Genomic DNA, 24,493 nt, shown 5'->3' with positions numbered 1-24,493 from the left:
GTATAGCTCGGAAGTGCCGGCCTTACCGGCCGCGCTTGTATGTGGGGTCACGCCGTCGTGGGCGAAACTGAGCCTCAGCCGGTCCGAGGGTTGCGGTGTCTAATCCTCGAGGTCGCACATGTCGCATCGCCATTTCCTCTTCACTCTTGCCGGGGCAGGTATTCTCGCGCTTGGTGTGTGCGTGTGGCGCCCGCTAGCGGCGCAGTCGCGCGGCAAGCCGGCCTCCAAGGTTGCTGCGCTCGAGGCGGCGGTTGCCGCGATCGAGGCGGGACACGCGACGACTCCGATCATCGGCGAACCGACGGCCGGCGGCGACGCGACGGTCACGTTCCTGGCCAGGCGCGCAGGGGGCCGCGTGCCGCGCATCGTGTCGGACGTCACCGGATGGGGCGAGCACACCGACGGCACCTTCGACTTCACGGCTGGCAGGATGACGCGGGTGGGGCGTACGGATTGGTACTCGCTCCAGGCGACCGTGGCGCCCCGCGCGCGCATCGAGTACCTCATCGCCTACGGCCTGACCGATTTCCGGGTCGACCCATACAACCCGCGCCAGTCCGCCGGGCCGGAACTCGGGGGCCTTCGGGCCTCCGAGTTCGTGATGCCCGGCTACGTGCCACCGCCGGAGCTCGCGGACCCTTCGGCCTCGCCCGCGGGCCTGATCACCGAAGCCAGCGTCGAGAGTCAGAATCTCGGCGGAGCCTGCCGCCTCATCGTCTACACGCCAGCGGGCTATCGGGACGAAGGGGACTACCCGGTGGCGGTGTTTCTCGACCTGCGCTCGGGCCAGGTGTCGCGCGTGCTCGACTGGCTGATTGCCCGCCGGGCGATCGAGCCGATCGTGGCCGTGTTCGTCGGCCCGACCTCACGCGGCGGAGACCATTTCACCGGCGCGCCGCTGCGCACGTTCCTCACCGATGAACTGCCGGCGTGGCTGGCGTCCCGATTCGCCTTGACCAGGAGCGCGGGCAGGCGGGCGGTGATCGGGATTTCTTTCGGCGCGAAGGACGCGCTCGGCGCCGCTCTCGCGTCCACCGACGTATTCAACCGCCTGGGCCTGTTGGTTCCCGGCCGCAGGATCGACCGCGCCGACATCGATGCGATCGCCGAGCGGCGGAACCGTCGCCTGCGAGTGGCCATCCTCGCGGGCCGGTACGACTACGCGAACGTCCCGACCGCCCGCAGCCTGCGGCAGGCGCTGGCCGCTGCCGGCCATGTCGTGGACTACACCGAGGTGCCCGAGGGCCACAGCGCCGTGACGTGGACCCACCACCTGGGGGGTCTGCTCGTCAGCCTGTTCGGCCCCGCATCGGCGGGAACCTCTCCCGGGCGAACGCGGTCGTCCGAAGAGCGGCAGAGACGGTTCTGAAACTGGCTCGAGTCACCACGCCGACCAGCACCTGCTACACGACCGCGGAGACGTGGAGGTCCTTCCATGAAGCGCCCGATCCTGGCCGCCTCGGCCCTCCCGTTCGTTGCTGTGTCCTTGCTGGGCGCCCAGTCGTCCTCTCGAGAGCTGGCCGCGAGATTCGACTACGACACCCGCGCGCCGCTCAGCGAGAAGCAGCTCGACGACCGCGTCCAGACCATCCTCGACGTGCGGCGGGGCGCGGACCTGCTGCTCGCGCGGCCGGACGTGGATCCGGCGCGCCTGGACTCGAACCAGCGACCCCCGGCTTAGAAGTTGGGAGAAGGGAGGCAACCCGAAAACGCCTCGAGCCGCCGCGGATTGTCAGTCATTTGTCAGTCGAAATGAGGCACCTGCGAGCCTCTGGCAAGCCGAAAGAACGTCGCAGGGATCCGGGCGGCAACCGGCCGCTGGACGTTGAAGGAGATACGCCATTGGCGTATAGTACCAGCATGCGGTTCGTCGAGACGCCGGTGTTCACGCGCGCCTTGAAGCGGCTAATCGACGACGAAGCGTACCGGCGGCTTCAAGTCGCCCTGATGTTGCGGCCGGAGCAGGGCGCGCTCATTCGCGGGTCGAGCGGGCTCCGCAAGCTTCGGTGGGCGGCGCTGGACACCGGAAAGCGCGGTGGCCTTCGAGTCGTCTACTACTGGGCTCCTGGCGAGTCGGTGTTCTACATGCTGTTCGTCTACAGCAAGACCGAACAAGGAGACCTCACGGCGGCCCAGGTGAAGATCCTCGGGCGCCTCGTTCGGGAGGAGTTCAAGTGAAGGATAGGGCGTTTCAGGAGTTGCTCACGAGTGTCCGCCAGGCCGGCCGCATCCGGCGCGGCACCGTGAAGCCGTCACGGACCAAGGTGTTCCAGCCGGCGGACGTGCGCGCCGTGCGGGCGAAGCTCGGCGTGTCGCAGTCGGAGTTCGCGCTGATGATTGGCGTGAGCGTGGCCACGCTGCGCAATTGGGAACAGGGGCGGCGGACCCCCGAAGGGCCAGCGCTGGCCCTGCTGAGGGTGGCGGTCAAGAACCCAAGGGCCGTCGCCGAAGCGCTTCACGGCCGGAGTGCAGCGTGAGCCTCGTCCAGAGTGACTCGAGTATTCTCGGACGTACGCCGGTGTTCGCCGGTACGCGGGTTCCGATCAAGTCGCTCTTCGATTACCTGGAAGCGGGCGAGAGCCTCGACGAGTTCCTGCGGCAGTTTCCATCACCGGTCCGCGTTCGAGGCCGCGACTACCACATCAATGGAAGCCAGAGCCGCGTCCTGGCGACCGGGGCCGACACGGCGAGGCTGTTCAACGATTGAGTCGAGTGCGGCATCGGTCGGTCCGGCTGCTGTTGACGACGACGTGAGCACGGACTGGCAACCGGGGGGCGATCTGGTGGATCATGCGATCGTCGCCAGCGACCAACGGGCGTCGCGTCGATTCGGGCGGGACCAAGAAGGAGCGCCAGCGATGTCAGGAAGAGCCAGTATCGTCATCGAGAAGGACGCACACGGGTACTACGCCTACTGCCCGGAACTGCCAGGGTGTCAGACTCAGGCAGGTAGCGTGGACCAGGCCGTCGATCGGATGCGCGAGGCGATCGAGTTGTACTGGGAGACGCTCTCCGAGGAGGAGAAGCGCGTTTTGGTGAGCCAGGAGATCCTGACCACCACGATCGAGGTCCGCGTTGCCTAGGCTGCCGCGCCTCACTGCCGAGGAGGCCGAGACGCCCCTCCTGGCGGCAGGTTTCGTCCTGATCCGGTCCCGCGGCAGCCACCGCATCTACTTGCGGGGCGTCACGCCGATCGTCCTGCCCCTTTTATGCCGGCGAGATTCTGCACCCGAAGATCGTCAAGCAAGTCATCGGCGTCACTGAACAGTCGTGACGCGCGGAGACAGGGGACAGCGGGTCGGTAGCGATCCGTCAGTGCTACAGTCCGGCCGTCATGGCTGAGCCTGTCTCGACACCGCCTGCACCGGTTCGACTGCGCGCCGAACTCCAAGACCTCATCATCAACGACCTCCTCGGCCCCGCCGGCGGCGAGAACGAGGTGCTGGCCGACGCAAGGGAGCGCGTGTCGGCGCGATACCTCGTCGGGATGCTTGCGCCGCGCGGCACGGTGGCGACCGAGCCCGGCCGACAGGACGGGGTTGCCCTCCAGGATGATGACGAGGGTGACCGCTACGTCACGACCTACGTCGAGGCCGAGGGCTTGCAGGATCCGGTCACCATCAGAGGCCGTCTGAAAGCGGTGAAGGCCGTCATCGGCAACGAACCGGCGAAGGCGCTCGAGAAAGTGAAGCCGATTTAGCGGTTCAAGGCGGCGTACCGCGAAGGGCGCGCCGTCGCCCTTCCACCGGTTCGGTATTGCATCCGGGCCAAGGAGGAAACCAAGCGCGATCGGCGCATCGGGCCGGACGAAGAGAAGGCGCTGCTCGACGCGGCGCTGACCGTCGATTCGGAAGAACACAAGTGGGCGGGCGCCTCGATGCACGACCGCATCATCGGCGCCCTGGAGACGTGTTGCCGGCAAGGCGAGATGCTCCGCATTCAGAACCGGCACGTCGACTGGGAGCGGTTCCAGATCGCCATTCCCGGAGCCAACGCGAAGGACTCCGAGAACCGGCGGGTCCCGTTCGACCCGCGAGGGAGGCTGGCGCCGATCCTCGAGCGCCGGAAGAAGGTCGGGCCCAGTGCGAAAGGTCGTCTTGAGAAGAGCAGGAAGAGAAGTTGCTGGCTTGCCCAGCCGAAGCCGCGCACAGAGTTACAAGCGCGGCGAAGGTTGGCGCGCCCGGCAGGACTCGAACCTGCGACCCCCGGCTTAGAAGGCCGGTGCTCTATCCACCTGAGCTACGGGCGCGAACGGACAGTGAAGTAGCGCGTGAGAGCCGCCGGGAAGACGGCAACCCCACCAACCCATCGGGAATTGTACACGGAGTCGCCCGAAGGCTACACCTCGGACGCACGCCAGCCACGCAATCACTCTGCGGGACACGTCAGGGAGGGAACGACCGACAATCGCCTGGGATTTAGATCCGGGACGCCGATAGGACAAACGCTCCGTCCTTGGTCCGCGCCAGAAAGTGGGTCTGCGTCAGCGTTGTGAGGAGTTCGTCGCATGTGTGACGATCCAGCCCCCACAATCGCTGGGCCTGTGCGCACGTCAACCGCAGCCCGGGCATCTCGAGGTACTCGGCGCGAGCCCGCCTCACGATGTGTTCCTCGACCGCTAGCACAGGAGCCATATCCGACGCTCCTTTCCGGGGTCCGACACCAATCCACCCCTAATGTAGGTCCCCGATCCGCCATTGTCCAGGGGGGCACAATCGGCGAACCGACAATGGCGAAATGCCACCGTGACCATCCCCGACCGTCCCCCAGGTGTCGGTCCACTCCGGCGCCGAGACTCCCAACCCGACGACCGTCAGGCGAAGATCTTGCGACATCGACCAGCTCATCGATCCCAAGTCGCTCCGCGAACACAGGGTGCCAATTCCCGCCGCGCGTCGGTCAGACCCACCTGATCGGCTGGCAGATGCGTCCCAGGTCGCCAACGTGTTGACTGTCGCCTCATGGCCCCATAGAATCGCGGGATTCTGCTCCCTGGCCCAATCGGGCCGCCCGCCCGACCCCGTCGAGCTACGTGTGGCGGAGACGACTGAGCGAGACGTTGAACGCAACCCTGTGACACCTTTCGACATCAACACCGTCGTCGGCCTGTCGGACGCTGATGTCGCGGCGCGCTTCGCGACCGACGGCTACAACGAGCTTCCCGCCTCGAAGCCGCGCAGCATCCTCACGATTGCCCTCGAGGTCGTTCGCGAACCGATGTTCCTGCTGCTGGTGGCCAGCGGCTCCCTCTACCTGGTTCTCGGTGATCTGACCGAAGGCCTGCTTCTGCTGGCGTTCGTGTTGGTGGTGATGGCCATCACCCTGTATCAGCAGCGCAAGACCGAGCGGGCGCTCGAAGCCCTCCGCGACCTGTCGAGCCCGCGCGCGCTGGTGATCCGCAATGGGGAGCGCACCCGCATCCCCGGTCGCGACGTGGTTCGTGGGGACGTGCTGATGCTCGCGGAGGGCGACCGCGTCCCGGCCGATGCGATCCTGCTCGAGTCGACCGGCTTGTCGATCGACGAATCACTGCTGACCGGGGAATCGATCCCGGTGAGGAAGCGAGCGACGGCCACCGTGCAGGAGCCCGCACGCCCTGGCGGGGACGATCTGCCGTTCGTCTTCTCCGGCTCGCTCGTGGTGCAAGGACAGGGCATCGCACAGGTTCGCCACACCGGGCCTCGGACCGAACTCGGGAAGATCGGCCGGGCGCTGCAGACGGTGGAGACCGAAGCCACGGCGGTCGAGCGGGAGACCGGACAGCTCGTGCGGCGCCTCGCGATCCTTGGTGCGTCGCTCTGCGTCATCGTCGTGGTCGTCTACGGCCTGACGCGCGGGAACTGGCTGCAGGGGTTGCTGGTCGGCCTCACGCTGGCCATGGCCACGCTGCCCGAAGAATTCCCCGTTGTCCTGACGATCTTCCTGGCGCTGGGAGCCTGGAGGTTGTCGCAGCGGCAGGTGTTGACGCGCCGGGTGCCGGTCATCGAGACGCTCGGGGCGGCCACCGTGCTGTGCGTGGACAAGACGGGGACGCTGACGCTGAACCAGATGGCGGTGCGGCGACTGGGGTGCGCGGGCCCTTCCCACGGGCGGGACGCCCGTGCCACTCAGGAACTGCTGAGTGAGACAGGCGGCTCGTCTGTCCTGCCGACCGGGCGGGACGCCCGTGCCCACTCTGTCCCTGGCGAGCCTCCCTGGCACACACTCGACATCCTGGCGGACGGCGCGGGCCTGCCCGAAGCATTCCACGAGGTGGTCGAGTTCGCCATCCTTGCCAGCCATCGCGATCCGTTCGATCCGATGGAGAAGGCGTTCAAGCAGCTCGGATTGCGCTACCTGGCGCAGACAGAGCATCTGCACGACGACTGGACGCTCGTTCGCGAGTATCCGTTGTCGGAGCACCTGCTGGCGATGTCGCACGTGTGGAAGTCACGTGAGACCGAGGACTACGTGATTGCCTCCAAGGGAGCGCCTGAGGCGATCGCCGACCTGTGCCACCTGAGCGAGGCCGAGCTGGCCACGCTGTCCGGGGAAGTCGTGGCAATGGCGGCCGATGGCCTTCGAGTGCTTGGCGTGGCGCGCGCGACGATCCGGCCCGAGGCGCTGCCCGGAGAACAGCACGACTTCACGTTCGAGCTGTTGGGCCTGGTGGGCCTCGAAGACCCGGTCCGGCCGACTGCGGTCGACGCCGTCCGGGAGTGCGGAACCGCCGGCATCCGGGTGGTGATGATCACCGGCGACTACCCCGGGACGGCGGTGAACATCGGCCGGCAGGTGGGGCTGGCCACGCATGCGGTGGTCACCGGCGCGGAACTCGACGGCATGAGCGACGAGGCGCTCCGGGCGTGCGTGAAGACGACGAACATCTTCGCGCGCGTGGTGCCGGAGCAGAAACTGCGCCTCGTCCAGGCACTCAAGGCCAACGGTGACGTCGTCGCGATGACCGGCGACGGCGTGAACGACGCCCCCGCGCTCAAGGCCGCCCACATTGGCATCGCGATGGGCGGGCGCGGCACGGACGTCGCGCGCGAGGCGGCGTCACTCGTCCTGCTGGACGACGACTTCACGTCGATCGTGCAGGCCGTGCGCCTGGGCCGCCGCATCTTCGACAACCTGAAGAAGGCAATGGCCTACATTCTGGCGATCCACATTCCGATCGCCGGGATGTCGCTCCTTCCGGTGCTGTTCCGCTGGCCCCTCGCGCTGCTGCCCGTGCACATCGTCTTCCTCGAGCTGATTATCGATCCGGCGTGCTCGGTGGTGTTCGAGGCAGAGGGTGAGGAGGCCAACGTGATGCGCCGCCCGCCGCGCGACCCGCGCGAGCGCCTGTTCGGGCTCCGGACGCTGGGCGTCAGCCTGCTGCAGGGCCTGGTGGTGCTCGTCCTCGTCGCGGGCATGTTCGCCGTGGCGGAGTCGAGAGGCCTGGGAGAGGAAGAGGCGCGGGCGCTGTCATTCACGACACTGATCGCGGCGAACATCGGCTTGATCCTGGCGAACCGATCGTGGTCGGAGACGATTGTCTCGAGGATTGGATCGCCGAACCGTGCGCTCTGGTGGGTGGTTGGTGGTGCGGCCGTATTTCTCGTCGTGGCCCTCTACGTCCCGGCAATCCGCGCGGTCTTCCGGTTCTCGTACCTCACGCTGCAGGACGTCCTGCTCTGTCTGGCCGTCGGTACCGCGAGCATCATCTGGTTCGAACTCCTGAAGGTGATCCATCGCCGCCGGGCATCATCTTCGAAATGATGAGGGGCGCGTCACAGGACCTTCAGGAACCGCACGAGAATCAACACGAACAGCGCGACGACGTACGCCTGCAAGATGTACATCAGTATCCGCGCGGTTCTCGAGAGCTTCACCCGGGGCATCTGGTCCTCCGCGTTCTCACTTCTTCGATCTCATTTCTGCCTTCTGGTTTCTGACTCCCTCGCTTCGACGTCTACGTATTGAGCTCCGGTCCCTTCATGATGTCGTTGTAGCGGATCACGCCGAACAGGCGGTCCTGCTCGTCAACGACCGGAATCATGCTGAAGCCGTACTTCTCGAACATCTTCTCGAGGTCGTCGCGCTGATCGGTTTCCTGGGCGGCGACCACGGGTGAGATCATGATCTCCGACAGCGGCACATCGTCGGCCGCGAGGACCAGGTCGCGCAGGTCCACGATCCCCTGCAGCACCGGGGCCTCGTCGGCGACGACATAGAGATACGACAAGCTGCGCGGCTCGTGCTTCGCCGCCCGGATGTCGCGCAGGACATCCGCCACCTTCGCGCTGCTCGGCTTGGCGACGTAGCCGGTCGACACCATGTCCTTGGCCGTCGCCTCCCGTTCCGACAGCAGGTTGTGCACCGCCTTCGCGCGGACCGGGCCCAGCCACGCGCTGACCTCGCGCGTCTTCTCCTGCGGCAGCGATGCGAACAGGTTGGCGAGTTGCAGCACGGTCATCTTGTCGAAGATGGCGCGTCCCTGGTCGCTCGTCAGGTCCTCGATGATCTGCCGCTGGGCGCGCGGTTCGGCCTCGGTCAGCGTCTCGGCGGCCTTCTCGGGATCGAGGGCCGAGAACAGCGCCTGCTGCTCCTTGCCCGACAGTTCCTCGAGCGCGTCCGCGAGGTCCTCGCCGGGGAGGTCCTGCAGTTGGCCGCGTGTCACCGAGAGCTTGAGGCGGTCGGTTGGAATCGCGTCCTCGAGCGACAGCGGCTGGACGTACTTCCACGACACGAGCTTGTCGCCCGTCACACGCACCCGGCCCAGGCCCCAGCGCCGCAGGAATCCGTTGAACGAGAGGTCCACGTCCACCAGCAGCAGGCGGCCGTGCGATTCGAGGAACCGCACGTCGTTCACCACCTCGATCCGCCGTCCGTCGATGTCGAGGATCGTCCGGCCCATCAGGTGCTTGTCCACCAGGATCCAGCCCGGCTGGTCCACGAACGGTGGATACGGCCCTCCGGCGGACTGCACGAAGATCGCATCGTCCTCGATCTTGATGACCTTGTCCCAGGGTACGAACTCGCTCGGCTTGCCCCAACCGTGGTCGATGAAGACGCCCGCCGCTTCCGGGAACGGCTCCGCCTGCGCGAAGACGAGGTCGGTGAGCTTGCCGATCCGGTCGCGGATGGAGCCGGCGACCACGGACCGCTTCAGCAATTCGGAGAAATTGAGGAAATGGACGCTGCCACCGCCGTGCGGAGGCACGCTGCCGTGCCCGTTGCCGGGGTTCGGTTCGGGTGTTCGCTGGATGTTCTTCGGCAGAGTGACCATGTGTCCCCCCCTATCCGAACAGCGTCGGGAACAACGTCGTGATGCCCAACACGGTGGACATCAGGACGACGATGACGACGATGGTGCCGTTGGCGAAATTCTGCCAACGGGTGTTGACCTGCTCCCCCATGTGATCCTTGTCGTTCAACAGCAGCAGCAGGAACACGAGGGCGGACGGCAGCAGCGTGACCGCCACCACCTGGACGAACATCGTGATCGTGACGAGCGGTGCCTTCGGGATGAGCACGACGGCTCCGGACGTCAGCAGGATCAGCAGGTAGAGCATGTAGAACCAGGGCGCGTCGCGCACGCTGTTGTTCAGCGAGTGCGCCCAGCCGAACACCTCGCCGACGGCCCACGACGTCGAGAGCGAAATGCACAGTGCGCCGAGGAATCCGGCGTCGAACAGGCCGATCGCAAACAGCGTCCGGGCCCATCTGCCTTCGCCCGCCGGCAGGAGCGGCGCCAGCGCCTCGGCCGTCTGCCGCGCGTCCTCGATGACGATCGCCGGGTGGTGGTAGTAGAAGGCCGCTCCGGTCGCGATGATGATGAAGACCGCGACGGCGCACGTGAGAATCGCGCCGACCAGCGTGTCCCACTTCCCGAACCCGATGTCCTTGACTTCGATCCCCTTGTCCACGACGGCGCTCTGCTGGAAGAAGATCTGCCACGGCGCAATCGTGGTCCCGATGTTCGCCATCAGGATGAACAGCAACTCCGTCGAGAACGTGAGATTCGGCCGGTAGAATCCCTCGAGCACCTTGCTCCAGGCTGGCGCGGTGGGCGTTTCCATCGTCCAGATCGCCGCCGGGATGTACACCAGGTTGAACAGACAGAAGAAGAGCGTGATCTTCTCGAACGTCCAATACTCGCCCGAGAGCACGACCGCGAACAGGATGCCCGTGACGACGATGACCGTCAGCCAGGCCGGCACGCCGAACAGGCTCATCGCCGCGGTCATGCCGATGTACTCGGTGACGAGCGTCAGCCAGTTGATGACAAAGAGGTCCGCGAGCGAGAACCAGCCCCAGAACGGGCCGAAGCCCTCGAAGATCGCCTCGGCGTGGCCACGCTTTGTCACAGCGCCCAGGCGCACCGTCATCTCCTGGACGAAGTACGCCATCGGCACCAGGAGGATGAACATGAACAGGAGCGAGAAGCCGAACTTCGACCCCGTGACGGCATACGTGGAGATGCCGCCGGCGTCGTTGTCGGCCACCATGACGACGATACCCGGGCCGAGCACGGCAAAGAAGACGAGCAGTCTTCGCCGGAATCGATTCAGGTAGTGAAACGCTTTGCTGATCCAGAACACGGCCGTCGCCTCCGAAGGTTCATGAGCGGACTCCTCGGGTCAGACGCGAGCGTCTAGACGGCGGATCGGTCGCGAGTCGAATGAGGACGGTCTTGTGCTGGAAGATCGAGACGATCATCGGCACATTCCCTTCTGCCAGGTTTGGGGCCCGGCGTCGGAATGTGCCTGGGGCGGGGACCTAGGGTCGACGTCTCAGGGCAGATTCCGAGCGGTGGCCCGGCGCAACGGCGCGCTGGACCCGGGCCGAGTCAACTAGTGAATCACCGCAACTTGGGGGTTCCATGTCACCTTTCACGGGTACCATCCCCACCGGCCGCCCGCTGCACGAGCGTCTGGACAGCCAGATCTTTTGCAGTCTAGCGAACGCGCGACCGGATCACAACTGCTTTTGTGCCTCGTCGCGACGATTTTCGAGGGTCACAAACGGGCGCTCGTCCACCAACCACTCCGGCGCCGCGTCGCCACGTCCAAGCGCCGCCTCGCCAGCCGCGAGCGGCTTGAAGGCGCCGTAGCGGCCGTGGTCGTAGAAGAGGCGGACCGCCCGGAAGCCGAACGCGAGCGGGACGACTCCCGCATACGTGAGTGCGGATGTCCGGGCGTCCGCCGGACTGATGGTCACGCGGCCCCCGATGAGTTGCTGAAGAGCCGGTACCGTCACCGACAGGTCGATCCCGGTGTCATCCTGCGCCCTGACGGTGATCGCCGGGCTCTTCACGACGGCGGTGGTGACATAGAGATCGTCGCGGTCGAGCAGCGTGGCGACGTGGTGCGCGCGCGGGTTGACGCGGGCGTCGGCCAGGTACTGGTCGAGGTCCACGACCGCGATGGCATCCTCGGAGACGTCCTGGAATTCGAACGTCACCGACCGCGCCGACCGGTACGCCGCCTCGACACCCACGGTGGAACCGCCCATCGCCGCGAGGACAGAGCCGAGCAATGTCAGGCCGACGCCGGCGTCGAGCTGTCCCGTCCGACGACCCGTGACGGCGGCAGCTGGACGGTTTCGGGTGATCCGCGGAACGCGGGCGTGCCGGCCCGTCAGGAGGACGGCATCGAGGCCGCCGAGACGCTCGAGCGCGCGGCCGGACCGCAGCATCAACTGCAGCGGCTCGAGATCGCTCGTGGGCATCCGGACGATCGAGTAGCCGAACGCCTTGAGGCAGGAGATGAGGGGATCGGTGCAGCACATGGTGACCCTCGCCGCTGGCGGCCGCGGTCGGGCAAGGCTGATTCCTCGCCTCCGCCGTCGCGCCGGCAACCTCGGTGTGCCGCGGCAAGGCGGCGGTCGCCGGCTGCCGAAGGGAATTGTCGCGCACGCTGCGCCCGACAGAGTCGAGCGCCGAGCGATTAGTGTGCAGGTCGGGTGGAAAGCGTGCAACGCGGCGACAGGTCCACTGTGGCTACTGGTCGCGGTTCATCGCAGGCAGGACGACGCCCGGCGCGGTGACGTGCTTGGTTTGGTGAGGTGAATGCCGTCTCAGATCATCGCCTCCGCCTGTGCAATCTCCCTCTCGGTCGTCTGCTGCGAGGCAAAGCCGTAGAACATCAGGCGGTCGAGGAGGATGCCGACGGCCAGCAGGCCGGCAGCGCCTCTGGGCAGGTCGGCGAACAGCAGCAGGCCCGGCAGGATGTCCACCAGGGTGAACCGCGCGGCGAGCAACCACTGTCGGTTGGCGAACAGTGCGGCATCCACTGGCACGATGGGAGTGGAAGACCACACGAGCGCGAACCGCCTCAGGATGAAGAGGACCGTGTCAGCCGCCAGCACGATCGCCGCAATGCCACCGACGGTGACGATCGCACCGTCCCACATGCCGCACAGCGTCACAGCGCCGAATCCGATTCCGGCGCTGAGCGGCATCCACACCACTGCGCCCCGCCACGTCTGCTGGCCGGGCAGGTTGTAAACCAGGCCGAGCGAGGCGAGGAACGCCAGCGCCAGCACGGCGGCCGAGAGGTCGAGCAACGGCGAGACGTACGGCAGGCTCGCCGCGACGATGCCGACGATGAGCGTGAGGCTGGCCAGGACGATTTCCGCACTGAGGCGGCTGCGGCCGAGACGTCGCGCTGCGAGCGGTGCGCGAAGCGGCCTTCCGAGATGCGCCAGCGACACCACGAGGCCGGCGCCGAGAAGCAGTGCACCCCACGGTAGCGCCGCAAACGCCGGTGCGGGCGTACCTGCAGCCAGTGCAGCCAGAAGCGGCGTGGCCAGCAGTCCCGCGCCGACGATGGCGAGCGTCGTGAACACCACGAGCGGCCACTCGTGGAAAGGAGTTGCCGCCGTCCTGCGCGCCGACCGAGTGTCGTTCATGATGACTGCTCTCGACGGCATCTTAGCAGTCGAAAGTCGAGAGTCAAGGGTCGAAAGTCAGTCGAGGGCCCAGGGTCCAAAGTCAGTCGAGAGTCGACAGTCGAGACCGTAGCGCCTTCAGCAGCGACGCGCGCCGGCCCCGCGGCATCAGGAACCTGAGATTCGGCCTGCATCCGGCTGGATCGGCGAAACCGGGCACCGGCGCCCCTGCCGGCGCCATCGATTCCCCTGGCTGGCCCGGCTGCACGAGTCGCAGCGCCTCGGTCGGACAGGCAACGACACACGCAGGCTTCACGCCGGCATCCAGACGGTGATGGCACAGATCGCACTTCGCCATCACGCCTCGTTCCGCATCGTAACGCGGCGCACCGAACGGACAGGCCATCTCACAGTAGCGGCAGCCAAGACACTTCTTGTCGTGGTGCACGACCACGCCATCCGCACGCTTCTCGTAGGCACCCGACGGACACGCAGTCACGCACGCCGGCCGATCGCAGTGATGGCAGGCGACGGAGAAGAAGTATGTCGGACCTCCGGGACGGCGGCGCAGGTTGAGCGGCAGCACGCGCCGCCAGGGTGCGGACGAGGGCCAGCCATTCTCCAGCCGGCACGCGAGCACGCATGCGCCGCAGCCGAGGCAGCGGTGGAGATCGAGGAGAAAAGTGCTGGGTGCTACGTGCTGAGTGCCAGGTGCGCTGGAAAGTGCTGAGTGCGAGGTGCCAGGTGCGCTGATAGACACTGAGTGCGAGGTGCCAGGTGCGTTCGAAGGGACTGAATGCCCGTCACCCCGACTGACTTGGACCAGGCACTCGTAGAACGTGGCCCCGTGGTTCATGTCGGTGACGCCGGCATCGGTCAGGACGTTGATGTCCGGGTCACCGTCGTGGCAGCGGCCCTCGAGCACGTGCACCACGCCTGGCCGCAAGCCCTCATCGAGCCGCACGACGAGTTCGACGCGCCCGCGGCTGTTCCACACCACCGCGCGGTCGCCGTCATTCAGACCACGCCCCCGCGCATCGTCCGGATGCATGTCGAGCCGGTGTGGTCGCTCGACCTCGCGCAGCCAGTCCAGGTTGCCGAATTGCGAGTGGATCCGGTCGCGTGTCTTGCACGACAGCAACTGAAGCGGAAATCGGGTGAGGCTCGCGGCTTCGTGCCCCTCGTCCAGCGGCTCGTAGTCGGGCACCGGCGCGACGCCCCACCGGCGCTCGGCCTCTTCCGAGGCGAACTCGATCTTGCCGGACGGGGTGGCGAAGCTCAGGTCCGCAAACGCGACGTCGCCTCGGCCCGTCGGGTCCCATGGGCCGTGCTGGAGTTCGTCGATCGGACTGCGAGCGGCGTCCAACGTGCCCGGCCGGTCCTGAGTGTCCGGCAGCATCCCCTCCAGCAGGCGTCGGATCTCCCTGGCGTCCCGCGGGAAGTAGCTGGTGTCGAGGCCAAACCGTTCGCACAACAGCCGCCAGATCTCGGTTTCCGTCTTCACATCACCCGGCGGGTCGAAGATCTTCGTACGAAGTTGGAGGTACGGATGCCAGTACGCCGTCACGAGATCCTCTTCCTCGAACATCGTCTTGGCAGGCAGGACGTAGTGCGCCAAACGGGCAGTGTCGGTCATGAACTGATCGACGACAACCAGGAGATCGAGGCTCGCGAGCGCGTCCCTCACGAGGTTTGCGCGCGGGTTCTGACTGGCCGGGTTCGCCTTCTCAATCCAGGCCGCCGCCACACGAGGTGCTTCGAGTGCCATCAGGCCGGGACCGAGCCGCGACATGGGAAACGCGCGCCGGATTGCCTCGGGCTCGGGTGGCAAGGGCGGATCGACCAGGCAGTGGCTGTTGAGATTCGCGTACTGCCATCCTCCGCCCGGTACGCCGATGTTTCCGGTGAGCGCCGGCAGCAGCGCAACCGCACGCATCGTCTGGCCCGCCCGGTGATGCCGCTGAAGGCCGAAACCCGCGATGAGCAGCGCAGGCTTTGTTTGGGCAAGGGCGAGCGCAAGCTCCTCGATGGCAGCGGCTGGCACGCCCGTGATGCTGGCCACGCGGTCGAGCGGATACTCCGCCAGGCGCGCGAGGTAGCGGTCCACCCCTGCCGCATGCGCGTCGAGAAACCGCTGGTCGTGCAGCCCGGCATCCACGATGACCCTGGCGACGCCAAGCGCGAGCGCAGCATCGGTGCCCGGTCGTGGTTGGAGGTGGATGTCCACGGCGTCCGAGGTATCGGTGCTCCGCGGGTCGACGAGCGCGATTGTCGCACCCCGTTCCTGGGCCTCGTGAATGAGTCGCATCTGGTGGACGTTGGTCTCGGCCGGGTTGTGTCCCCAGAGCAGGATGAAGCGGCTCTCGATTGTGGACCTTGGGTGGTTGTGGAGGTTCGCGCCGTAGGTGAGCCGTGTGGCTTCGAGCCCCGCCGGCCAGCAGAGGTCTCCGTAGGCGAGCGTGCACCCTCCGAACTGATGCCAGAACGCCATCGATAAACGGCTGAGCGCACCGTGGCTTCCAGAGCCGTCGTAGTAGAGCACCGACTCCGGTCCGCGTCGATCGCGCAACCGGCCGAGTCGAGCGGCGATGTCGTCGAGTGCCTCGGTCCACGTGACGCGTTCGAAGTCGCCGCCGCTCGTCCGCCGGAGCGGATGCAGCAACCGCTGTGCTGTCGTCAGACGCCGCGCGTAGCTGAGACCTTTGAGGCAGACGTGTCCGCCGGTGGCCGGATTCAGCGGATCCCCCTCGATGCGCGTCATTCGACCGTCGTCGACGGTGACGAGCATGCCGCAGGTGCAGTAGCAGTTCCGCGGGCAAACGGTGCGGTGGACTTCGACCATCGGGTGACAGTTTACCTTTCATCCTTCCTCCTTCCTCCTTCATCCTTCATCCTTCCTCCTTCAACCTTCCTCCTTCCTCGTGTAAAGTGACCCCATGCACGATCCCACCATTCGCGCTCGAGCCCACCGTGATCTGCTGCGGCAGATTGCCCGGCAGGCGATGCTCGACTATCACCTGCAGCCCGACTTCTCGCCGGCTGCACTCGCCGAACTGGCGGGCGCGCGTCCCGCGGCCCGGCAGGCTGACGGTGTCCGCGATCTGCGCGGACTGCTCTGGTGCTCCATCGATAACGACGACTCGCTCGATCTCGACCAGTTGTCCGTGGCGAACCCGGCAGAGCCAGGACCGACCCGCATCCTGGTGGCGATTGCGGATGTGGATGCCCTGGTCGCGGCGGGCAGTGCGATTGACGGACACGCGCGGCAGAACACGACCACGGTCTACACGCCGGCGACGATCTTCCCGATGCTGCCCGAGCGGCTGTCCACTGACCTGACCTCGCTCGGCTTCGACCAGGATCGGCGCGCCATCGTCGTGGACATGGCCGTCGCAGCCGACGGGACCATCGAGACGTCGGATGTATACGCAGCCGTCGTTCGGAACCACGCGAAGCTGGCCTACGACAGCGTGGCCGCGTGGCTCGAGGGGCAGGCCTCTCCGCCCCCTCCGCTGGCGGCCGTTCCCGGCCTGGTTGACCAGTTGAAGACGCAGGATCTGGTCGCCCAGCTTCTGCGGAAGTCGAGGCTGGAGCGGGGTGCGCTCGAGTTCCAGACACTCGAGACGCGGGCCGTCTTCGACGGCGACACGGTCCGGGAGTTGGCCGTGGACCACGACAACCGCGCGCGCAACCTGATCGAGGACTTCATGATTGCGGCGAACGGCGCGACGGCGCAGTTCCTGGAGCGGAAGAAGTATCCGTCGATACGCCGCGTCGTGCGATCGCCCGAACGCTGGGATCGGATCGAGGCGCTGGCCGCACAGTACGGCACGCACCTGCCTCCCGACCCCGACTCGGGCGCCCTGGCGGCGTTCCTCGCGGCGCGCCGTGCGGCCGATCCGCTCCGCTTCCCCGACCTCTCGCTGTCGGTGATCAAGCTGCTTGGCGCCGGCGAGTACGTCGTCGAGCACGCCGGCGAGGAGGGGCCCGGCCACTTCGGCCTGGCCGTGAAGGACTACACGCATTCGACCGCCCCCAACCGGCGCTATCCCGACGTGCTCACGCAGCGGCTGCTGAAGGCCGCCATGTCAGGGGCGGCCGTACCCTATCCGGACGACGAACTGACCCAGCTCGCGACGCACTGCACCGAGATGGAAGACGAAGCGCACAAGGTCGAGCGGCGCGTTCGAAAGGCGGCCGCCGCCCTGCTGCTCGAGTCGCGCATCGGCGAGGTGTTCGATGGCGTCGTCACCGGTGCGTCCCCGAAGGGCACGTGGGTGCGCATCTTCCATCCGCCGGTCGAGGGCCGCGTCGAGCGCGGGTTCGAGGGCGTCGATGTGGGGGATCGCATCCGCGTGAAGCTGATTCACACGGATGCGCCACGCGGGTTCATCGACTTCGCGCGGGTATGAGCGGCGACACGAGGATCGTCGAGATCCTTCGCGTCGATCTCGAGGGGGACGGGGTCGCGGACGTCGATGGACGATCCGTGTCCGTTCCCTTCACCATCCCGGGGGAACGCGTCGAGGTGCGCCTCGGTCGCGACAGGCTGGACCGGCCCGCTGCCGAGCTCGTACGCATCGTCTCGCCATCGCTCCACCGCGTCACGCCCGCCTGCCGTCACTTCGGATCATGCGGTGGCTGCGCCTGGCAGCACATCGCCTACCCTGAACAACTGCGGCTGAAGCAGCGGTTGCTCCAGGAATTGCTGGACGAGGCCATGGGACGGCGGGCGCCGCGGGTCGAGTTGACGCTGGCGACACCGAATGGCGCCCCGCACGGGCGGGACGCCCGTGCCACTCGGTCCGAGGACGCCCGTGCCACTCGGTCCGAGGACCCTCGAACCACTCCTTCCGACGACCCTCGAACCACTCCCTCCGAGGACGCCCGAGGCACTCGGTCCGGAGAGCCCAGTGTTGCTCCGGGTTCCCCGGGTGCCCCGTGGGCGTATCGCGACAAGGTGCACTTCGTGTTCGGGCCAGGCGGGCCCTTGCAGGCGATCGTCATGGGGCACTACCGCCGAGGGTCCCGGGCGGTTCTCCCCATCGAGGAATGCCCGGTTCACGCCGAACCCGGCAATCGTCTCGCGTTCCGACTGCGCGACGCACTGGAACGTGCGCACGTGTCGGGCAGCGCGCCAAGCGGTGGGGACGGCGTCGCCCGCCACGTCGTGGTCCGCGTGGCGGAGCATTCCGACGAGATGCTGGCCACACTCGTCGTCACCGAGAACGTGAAGGTGCTCCGTCGAGTCACCGCCGACGTCCAGACGGCCGAGACCGGGAGGTTCGGCTTCCACCTGAACGTGAACGATCGGCCGGGGCCATTCCTGTTCGGGCGCGACACGCGACGGTTGTTCGGTCTGTCGCAGTTGCGCGAACGCGTGGGGGACGTGTCGTATCTCGTCTCACCGACGTCGTTCTTCCAGACGAACGTCCGCGCGGCCGAGCTTCTCGTGCGCGAGGTCCTCGGGGCGCTGTCCGATCCGCGCTACGAGCGGATCCTCGATCTCTACGCCGGCGTGGGGCTGTTTGCGCTGCCGCTCGCGCTCGACGGTCGAACGGTGACCGCAGCCGAGGAAAACCGCGAGGCGATCGAGAGCGCGGCGGCGGCGGCCCGGTTGAACCGCATTCCGGTCGGACGCCTCCGGCTCGTCGCCGCGCGCGTGGAAGAGGCGATGCGCACACTCCACGGGCGAGACGCCCGTGCCACTCGGTCGGGGGACGCCCGTGCCACTCGGTCGGGGGACGCCCGTGCCACTCGGTCGGGGGACGCCCGTGCCACTCGGTCGGGGGACGCCCGTGCCACTCGGACGAGGGACGCACGTGCCACTCGGTCGGGGGACGCCCGTGCCACTCGGTCGGGGGACGCCCGCGCCACTCGGTCGGGGGACGCCCGCGCCACTCGGTCGGTGGACGCCCGCGCCACTCGGTCGGTGGACGCACGTGCACCGTGGGATGCGGTCGTCCTCGACCCGCCGCGGCAGGGCTGCCCGCGCCAGGTGATCGACTGGATCGTTCACGACATCCGCCCGGGCCGGATCGTTTACGTGTCCTGCAATCCGGAGGCGCTCGCCCGGGACCTTGCGGCGATCCCGCCCCGGAGCTACACGATCGACCGCGTCCAACCGGTCGACATGTTTCCCCACACCGCCCACATCGAGTCGGTGGCGGTGCTGTCGCGGATTGCGGGAACGAACGCCCGAGTTCGCACGTAGTATATGCAGATCTGTTTCAGCCCCGACAGATCCGTGCTCCCACTGCTCCATCCCGGCATTCTAAAGCGAGGTTCCATGTCCACTACTTCGCAACGCTGCCTGCTGGCGCTGGCCCTTGCGACGGCCCTTGTCATGGCAGGCACGGCGACGCACGCCCAGAAGACGGGCATTGGCGTCACGTTCGATCGCTATCATGCGCCGCTCGAGGTGAATGCGGCGCTCACCGCCATCGCGAAGGCGAACCCGGGCAGCACGGCGCTCCACAGGCTCGCCGTCAGCCCCGGCGGCACGGACGTCAACCTGCTGGAGATCGGCCCCGAGACCGGCGCGAAGGTGCGCAAACTGCCCGCCGTCCTCGTAGTGGCCAATCTCGAAGGCATCTACCCGATTTCCACGGAAGCTGCCCTCTCGCTTGCTGAACGGCTGTTGCAGGACCCCGGGGCCACGAAGACACTCACCTGGTTCATCGTGCCGAACGGCAGCCCCGACGCCGCGGCGCACTACTTCCGCAAGCCGCTCGTCGCGGACGAACGGAACGCCTCGAAGATCAATGACGACATGGACGACCAGACCGACGAGGACGGTCCGGACGACCTGGACGGCAACGGCCTCATCACAGAGATGCGCGTGAAGGACCCGGCGGGTGAGTGGATGCCCGTGGATGGCGAGCCGCGCCTGATGCGGAAGGCTGACACCGCCAAGGGTGAGAAGGGCATCTACAAGCTCTACTCGGAGGGGATCGACAACGACGGCGACGGCGTGTTCAACGAAGATGGGCCGGGCGGCACGAACATCGGCATCACCTTCCCGCACCTCTTCCATTCGTGGACGACGACCGGCGGCCGCTGGCCGGGCAGCGAGCCGGAGACGTTCGGCCTGATGAAGTTCGTCACCGATCACCGAGAGATCGCCATGACGTTCGCCTTCGGCGCCACCAACATGTGTCTGCAGCCGCCGGCTGGCGGGCGGCAGGGCAGCTTCGACGCCAACTCGATCAAAGTGCCCGAGCGGATCGCCGCGCGCTTCGGCGCCGACCCGAACCGTACGTACTCGATGAAGGAGATCATCGAGATGGTGCGGCCGCTCGCCCCCCCAGGTTTCGAGATCACCGAGAGCATGATTGGGAGCTTCCTCGGCCTCGGTGCGGTCGTCAACCCGCTCGAGGACGACCTCAAGGTCTACAAGGAACTGTCGGAGAAATACAAGGAGTTCCTGAAGACCAACAAGCTCGATGCCAAGCGGCTCGAGCCACCGCAACCCAAGGATGGGTCGTTCGAGCTGTGGTCGTACTACCACCTTGGCGTGCCGACGTTCAGCATGGACCTCTGGACGGTGCCCGAGGTGAAGGCGGACGAGAAGGAGAAGACGGGTATCACGGCCGACACACTCGAGGCGATGGCACCGGACGCCTTCGTCGCGCTCGGCGAGGCGAAGATCGCGGCGTTCCTGAAAGAGGTTGGCGCGCCGGACAACATCAAGGCGACCATGCTGCTCGAGGGGGTGAAGGCCGGCAAGATGACGCCGAAGCAGATGGCGGGGATGCTCAAACAGATGCCGAAGCCGAAGGATGCAACGGGCGCCGACCCAACGCAGAAAGCCGTCCTGGCGTTCAGCGACAAGGAACTCCAGGGCAAGGGCTTCATCAAGTGGACGGCGTTCAAGCACCCGCAACTCGGGGAGGTCGAAATCGGCGGCATGGCGCCGTTCACCGACACGACGCCGCCCGCACCGATGGTGAAGACCTTGCTCGATGGGCAGGTGCCGTGGGTCCTGGAACTGGCGAAGAAGCTCCCGAGGTTGAAGATCCTCAAGTCCGACGTCCAGGCGAAAGGCGCGGGCGTATATGCGGTCAAGTTGTGGATCGAGAACAGCGGGTATCTGCCGTTCCCGACGGCGATGGGCAGGAAGAACCTGCACACGCCGCCCGCGGTGGTGACGCTGTCGCCGAAGGACGTCACGTTCCTCTCCGGGCGCACGCGCACCCCAATCGCCGAAATCGATGGGGGCCGGAGCGTGAAGCTCGAGTGGCTCATCCAGGTGCCCGCCACGGTGACGGGCCTCGATGTGACGTTGGACTCGTCCAGCGCGTGGGGTGACACGTCGAGAATCAACCTCGGCGTTCCGACGGGAGGTGTGCGATGAGAGGCCTGCATTCGATTGGCACGACCACGCTGGTGGCGCTCATCGCGTTCTCGACCGCGCCGATGATCGGCCAGGGCGCCAGGCCGGCGACTCAGAAACCGGCTGCGGGCTCGAGTCAGGCTGCGCCGGCGGGCAAGGCACAGGGCGCGGCCGTCCAGAAGCCGCCGGTCCAGCTCGGGATCACAACGGAGAAGATCACCGTCCCACTGCGCTTCGACCACTACTACACCTACGAGCAGATCGGCGAGGCGCTCAAGGCGCTACACGACGCGTACCCGCAGTTCACCACCGTCGAGAGCATCGGCAAGAGCGAGGAAGGCCGCGACATCTGGTCGATGACCGTGAACAATCCGAAGACCGGCGCCGCGCTCGACAAGCCCGGCGTCTACGTGGACGGCAACATCCACGGCAATGAAATCCAGGCGGGCGAGGTCTGCCTGGCGGTCCTCAACCGGTTGCTCACCGGCTACGGAACGAACGACCAGCTCACCAAGCTGGTCGACCACAACGCGTTCTATGTCGTTCCCTCGGTGAACGTGGACGGGCGCTTCCATTTCTTGAACGACGCCAACGATCCGAGCTCGAACCGCAGCATACGCGTCCCGAAAGACGACGACCATGACGGGCTCGTGGACGAGGATGGTCCGGACGATCTCGACGGTGACGGGAACATCTGCACGATGCGGCGGAAAGACCCGTTCGGCATGTGGAAGACCGACCCGGAGGATCCGCGCCTCATGGTCCGCGTCAAGCCGGGTGAGAAGGGCGAGTGGACGATTCTCGGTGAAGAAGGCATCGACAACGATGGCGACGGGAAGGTGAACGAGGACGGCGAGGGGTACCTGGACGGCAACCGGAACTGGGGCGTGAACTGGGCGCCGCCGTACGTGCAAGCCGGCTCGGGTGACTATCCCTTCGAGGCGGCGCCGATGCGGGCCATCGCCAAGTATCTCAGCGACCGGCCCAACATCCTCGTCGTCTACGCGTTCCACAACGCCGCCGGGATGTATCTTCGAGGGCCGAGCACGAAGGCCGAGGAGCCGCTGAACCCGGCCGACATCGCGGTGTACGACATCCTCGGCAAGAACGCCGAGAAGATCGTGCCGGGCTACCGGTATCTCGTGGCGTGGAAGGATCTCTATCCCACCTACGGCGATTTCACCGACTTCACGGACAACATCGTCGGCTCGTACAGCTTCGTGGGCGAGCTGTTCATGAGCGAGACCGAGACGTATCGGCAGCCGCCGAAGCCGGGAGCGCCGGTTCCGCCGCCGCCCGACGAAATGGACATGATGGGCGGTAACATCGCGCAGGAACGGGAACGCCTGGCGTTCAACGATCACGTGACGCAGGGGGACCTGTACAAGCCGTGGAAGCCGTTCAAGCATCCGCAGTTCGGCGACATCGAGATCGGGGGTTGGGTGAAGATGAGCTCGCGCCTGCCGCACCCGTTCATGCTGGCCGACCTCGCGTACCGCAACGCGTCCGCGGTGCTGTTCGCAGCCGGTCAGACGCCGAACGTCAGCCTCGATGTGCTGGCACCCGAGAAAGTGAGCGCGGACCTCTACAAGATCCGCGTGCGCGTCGTGAACGCCGGATCGATTCCCTCGATGACCTACACCGCGGTGCAGCGGAAGATCCATCCGCAGGATACGCTGAAGGTATCGGGCGGCACCACCAAGGTGATTGCGGGCGGCCGTGTCACAGGGGCGCCGATCGAAACCGTCGCCTACAAGGAGTACCGCCCCGACGTGCAGTTCCTCCAGGTGCCGGGTGACGGCAAGGTCGAGTATCAGTTCCTGGTCAGCGGCAAGGGCGCACTGACCGTGACCTATCAGTCGCTGAAGGCCGGGAAGGTGACCAAGACGATGACGATCGGGTAGCCGGGAAATCGGGGTCGGAGATCTTGGTCCCGACCCCGCTGCCTTCTTACCACACCCTCCCGGGTGTAACCTCGTGAGCCTGATGTGTCAGAGCGGTTCGACGAGCAGGGGAGACCAGATGGCGGAACCCACGTCGGCGGCTGCAGAACCGGTGACCGGGGCGTCGGGTCTCCCACGAAGGGCCGCCGCGTACGGCCTCGGCCTGATGACGCTCCTCAACTTCGTGAACTACATCGACCGGACGATCCTCGCCGCGGTGCTCCCTCGTGTGAAGACGGAACTCGGGCTGACGGATGACCAATTGGGCCTGCTCGCCGGCGCGTTTCTCTTCTCGTATCTGCTGACCTCACCCATCTTCGGCCAACTCGGCGACCGGCTGTCACGGACCCGGTTGATGGCTGCCGGCGTGGCCATCTGGAGCCTGGCGACTGCCGGGGCGGGCTTCGCGAGGAGTTTCGCGCAAATGTTCGCGGCCCGCGCCACGGTCGGCGTGGGCGAGGCCTCGTATGCCTCCATCTCGCCCGCCCTTCTCTCGGACTACTACCCGAAGAGCAGGCGGGGGCGCATCTTCGCCATCTTCTACCTGGCCATCCCGGTTGGTTCGGCGGTTGGCTATCTGCTGGGCGGGTTTCTCGAAGCGCACTTTGGCTGGCGCGCGGCCTTCTGCGCGGTCGGCCTGCCGGGCCTGCTTCTGGCCGCGCTGACGCTGACGGCACCGGACCCGCCCCGCGGCATCAACGACGACCCCGGCGAGTTGGTACACGACGAGCCGCTCGGGCGCACCCTGGCGGTGCTGGCGAGGAACCGCGGCTACGTGCTGACGGTCATCGGCTACACGGCCTACACATTTGCCCTTGGCGGCATGACCATCTGGGCGCCGACCTACTTCAACCGCGAGCGTGGCCTGACGCTCGGCAACGCCGATCTGCTCATCGGGGGCATCGCGGTGATCGCCGGGATCGGCGGGACGTTCACCGGCGGATACCTGTGCGATGCGCTCCGCTCGCGCATCCGGCAACCGTATCTCTACGTGTCCGGCTGGTCGATGCTGCTCGCCATCCCGCTCGCCTGGATCGGGCTGTCGGCGGCCGAGCCCGTCGTCTATATCTCTGCGCTGCTGGCCGGCGAGTTCCTGCTGTTCCTCAGCACCGGCCCCATCAACGTCGTGCTCGTGAGCGTGGTCCCAGTGGGGATGCGGGCCATGGCGATGGCCGTGAGCATCTTCGTGATCCACCTCTTCGGCGATGCGGTCTCGCCCTACATTCTGGGCCGGATCTCAGAGAGCGCCGGCCTGTCGAAGGCCGTGTTGATCATGCCCGTCGCCATCGGAGTCTCGGGCCTGGTGTGGGTGTTCGCCGCCTGGGATGCGGCGCGAAGGACAGGGGTGTAGGGGACA

Annotated in this window: 19 protein-coding genes and 1 tRNA gene; 13 read left to right on the top strand and 7 right to left on the bottom strand. The window is 66.7% G+C overall.

Annotation, left to right across the window (positions count from 1 at the left end; all coding sequences use genetic code 11):
• The first annotated feature begins 118 nt into the window (after positions 1–118).
• The 7 genes from VGK32_21640 (at position 119) to VGK32_21610 (ending at position 3,700) form a co-directional block, all read left to right on the top strand.
• On the top strand, positions 119–1,369 hold the full coding sequence (locus tag VGK32_21640) for an alpha/beta hydrolase-fold protein (protein ID HEY3384370.1): 1,251 nt from the start codon (positions 119–121) through the stop codon (positions 1,367–1,369).
• 66 nt (positions 1,370–1,435) lie between these two features.
• Positions 1,436–1,681, top strand: a complete 246-nt coding sequence (locus tag VGK32_21635; protein HEY3384369.1) for a hypothetical protein — start codon at positions 1,436–1,438, stop codon at positions 1,679–1,681.
• A gap of 161 nt (positions 1,682–1,842) precedes the next feature.
• Entirely contained in the window at positions 1,843–2,178 is a 336-nt protein-coding gene (locus tag VGK32_21630) for a hypothetical protein (protein HEY3384368.1), read from the top strand.
• Complete coding sequence (gene nadS / locus VGK32_21625; protein ID HEY3384367.1) at positions 2,175–2,477, top strand: NadS family protein; 303 nt, start codon at positions 2,175–2,177, stop codon at positions 2,475–2,477. The genes VGK32_21630 and nadS overlap by 4 nt, the downstream gene beginning before the upstream one ends.
• On the top strand, positions 2,474–2,707 hold the full coding sequence (locus VGK32_21620; GenBank protein ID HEY3384366.1) for a DUF433 domain-containing protein: 234 nt from the start codon (positions 2,474–2,476) through the stop codon (positions 2,705–2,707). The genes nadS and VGK32_21620 overlap by 4 nt, the downstream gene beginning before the upstream one ends.
• A 151-nt stretch (positions 2,708–2,858) precedes the next feature.
• Positions 2,859–3,083 (top strand): type II toxin-antitoxin system HicB family antitoxin, encoded by a 225-nt coding sequence (locus tag VGK32_21615; GenBank protein ID HEY3384365.1) that lies wholly within the window; start codon positions 2,859–2,861, stop codon positions 3,081–3,083.
• 251 nt (positions 3,084–3,334) lie between these two features.
• Complete coding sequence (locus VGK32_21610; protein ID HEY3384364.1) at positions 3,335–3,700, top strand: hypothetical protein; 366 nt, start codon at positions 3,335–3,337, stop codon at positions 3,698–3,700.
• Positions 3,701–4,172: 472 nt separating this feature from the next.
• Here the strand turns inward: VGK32_21610 and VGK32_21605 are convergent.
• Together VGK32_21605 and VGK32_21600 are read right to left on the bottom strand one after the other, a co-directional pair.
• Positions 4,173–4,249, bottom strand: a tRNA-Arg gene (locus VGK32_21605).
• Positions 4,250–4,418: 169 nt separating this feature from the next.
• Complete coding sequence (locus VGK32_21600) at positions 4,419–4,634, bottom strand: hypothetical protein (GenBank protein ID HEY3384363.1); 216 nt, start codon at positions 4,632–4,634, stop codon at positions 4,419–4,421.
• 439 nt (positions 4,635–5,073) lie between these two features.
• Between VGK32_21600 and VGK32_21595 the strand changes: the two genes are divergently transcribed.
• The gene (locus tag VGK32_21595) at positions 5,074–7,743 is read left to right on the top strand and encodes a cation-translocating P-type ATPase (protein ID HEY3384362.1); all 2,670 of its coding nucleotides are present in this window, start codon (positions 5,074–5,076) and stop codon (positions 7,741–7,743) included.
• 193 nt (positions 7,744–7,936) lie between these two features.
• Here the strand turns inward: VGK32_21595 and VGK32_21590 are convergent, their stop codons facing one another.
• The 5 genes from VGK32_21590 to VGK32_21570 all read right to left on the bottom strand — a co-directional run bounded on the left by VGK32_21590 (position 7,937) and on the right by VGK32_21570 (position 15,700).
• Complete coding sequence (locus tag VGK32_21590; protein ID HEY3384361.1) at positions 7,937–9,253, bottom strand: CBS domain-containing protein; 1,317 nt, start codon at positions 9,251–9,253, stop codon at positions 7,937–7,939.
• Positions 9,254–9,263: 10 nt separating this feature from the next.
• Positions 9,264–10,568, bottom strand: a complete 1,305-nt coding sequence (locus VGK32_21585) for an NRAMP family divalent metal transporter (GenBank protein ID HEY3384360.1) — start codon at positions 10,566–10,568, stop codon at positions 9,264–9,266.
• A 376-nt stretch (positions 10,569–10,944) separates the two neighbouring features.
• Positions 10,945–11,757, bottom strand: a complete 813-nt coding sequence (locus tag VGK32_21580) for a hypothetical protein (GenBank protein HEY3384359.1) — start codon at positions 11,755–11,757, stop codon at positions 10,945–10,947.
• 288 nt (positions 11,758–12,045) lie between these two features.
• Positions 12,046–12,879: a DmsC/YnfH family molybdoenzyme membrane anchor subunit gene (locus VGK32_21575; protein ID HEY3384358.1), complete on the bottom strand. Its 834-nt coding sequence runs from the start codon at positions 12,877–12,879 to the stop codon at positions 12,046–12,048.
• An 82-nt stretch (positions 12,880–12,961) separates the two neighbouring features.
• Positions 12,962–15,700 carry a molybdopterin-dependent oxidoreductase gene (locus tag VGK32_21570; GenBank protein ID HEY3384357.1) on the bottom strand — a complete coding sequence of 913 codons (2,739 nt, stop codon included), beginning with the start codon at positions 15,698–15,700 and terminating at the stop codon, positions 12,962–12,964.
• Positions 15,701–15,794: 94 nt separating this feature from the next.
• Here VGK32_21570 and VGK32_21565 point away from each other — a divergent pair, with 94 nt between their 5' ends.
• The 5 genes from VGK32_21565 to VGK32_21545 all read left to right on the top strand — a co-directional run bounded on the left by VGK32_21565 (position 15,795) and on the right by VGK32_21545 (position 24,487).
• Entirely contained in the window at positions 15,795–17,270 is a 1,476-nt protein-coding gene (locus VGK32_21565) for an RNB domain-containing ribonuclease (protein HEY3384356.1), read from the top strand.
• The gene (locus VGK32_21560; GenBank protein HEY3384355.1) at positions 17,267–19,072 is read left to right on the top strand and encodes a TRAM domain-containing protein; all 1,806 of its coding nucleotides are present in this window, start codon (positions 17,267–17,269) and stop codon (positions 19,070–19,072) included. The genes VGK32_21565 and VGK32_21560 overlap by 4 nt, the downstream gene beginning before the upstream one ends.
• A 75-nt stretch (positions 19,073–19,147) precedes the next feature.
• The gene (locus tag VGK32_21555) at positions 19,148–21,214 is read left to right on the top strand and encodes a M14 family metallopeptidase (GenBank protein HEY3384354.1); all 2,067 of its coding nucleotides are present in this window, start codon (positions 19,148–19,150) and stop codon (positions 21,212–21,214) included.
• A complete protein-coding gene (locus tag VGK32_21550; GenBank protein ID HEY3384353.1) occupies positions 21,211–23,097 on the top strand; it encodes a M14 family metallopeptidase in 1,887 nt (628 codons plus the stop codon). The genes VGK32_21555 and VGK32_21550 overlap by 4 nt, the downstream gene beginning before the upstream one ends.
• A 118-nt stretch (positions 23,098–23,215) precedes the next feature.
• Entirely contained in the window at positions 23,216–24,487 is a 1,272-nt protein-coding gene (locus VGK32_21545; protein HEY3384352.1) for an MFS transporter, read from the top strand.
• The last annotated feature ends 6 nt before the right edge of the window (positions 24,488–24,493 follow it).

Source organism: Vicinamibacterales bacterium, assembly GCA_036504215.1.
Lineage (GTDB): Bacteria > Acidobacteriota > Vicinamibacteria > Vicinamibacterales > Fen-181 > FEN-299.
This window is presented reverse-complemented; position numbering and strand designations above follow the sequence as displayed.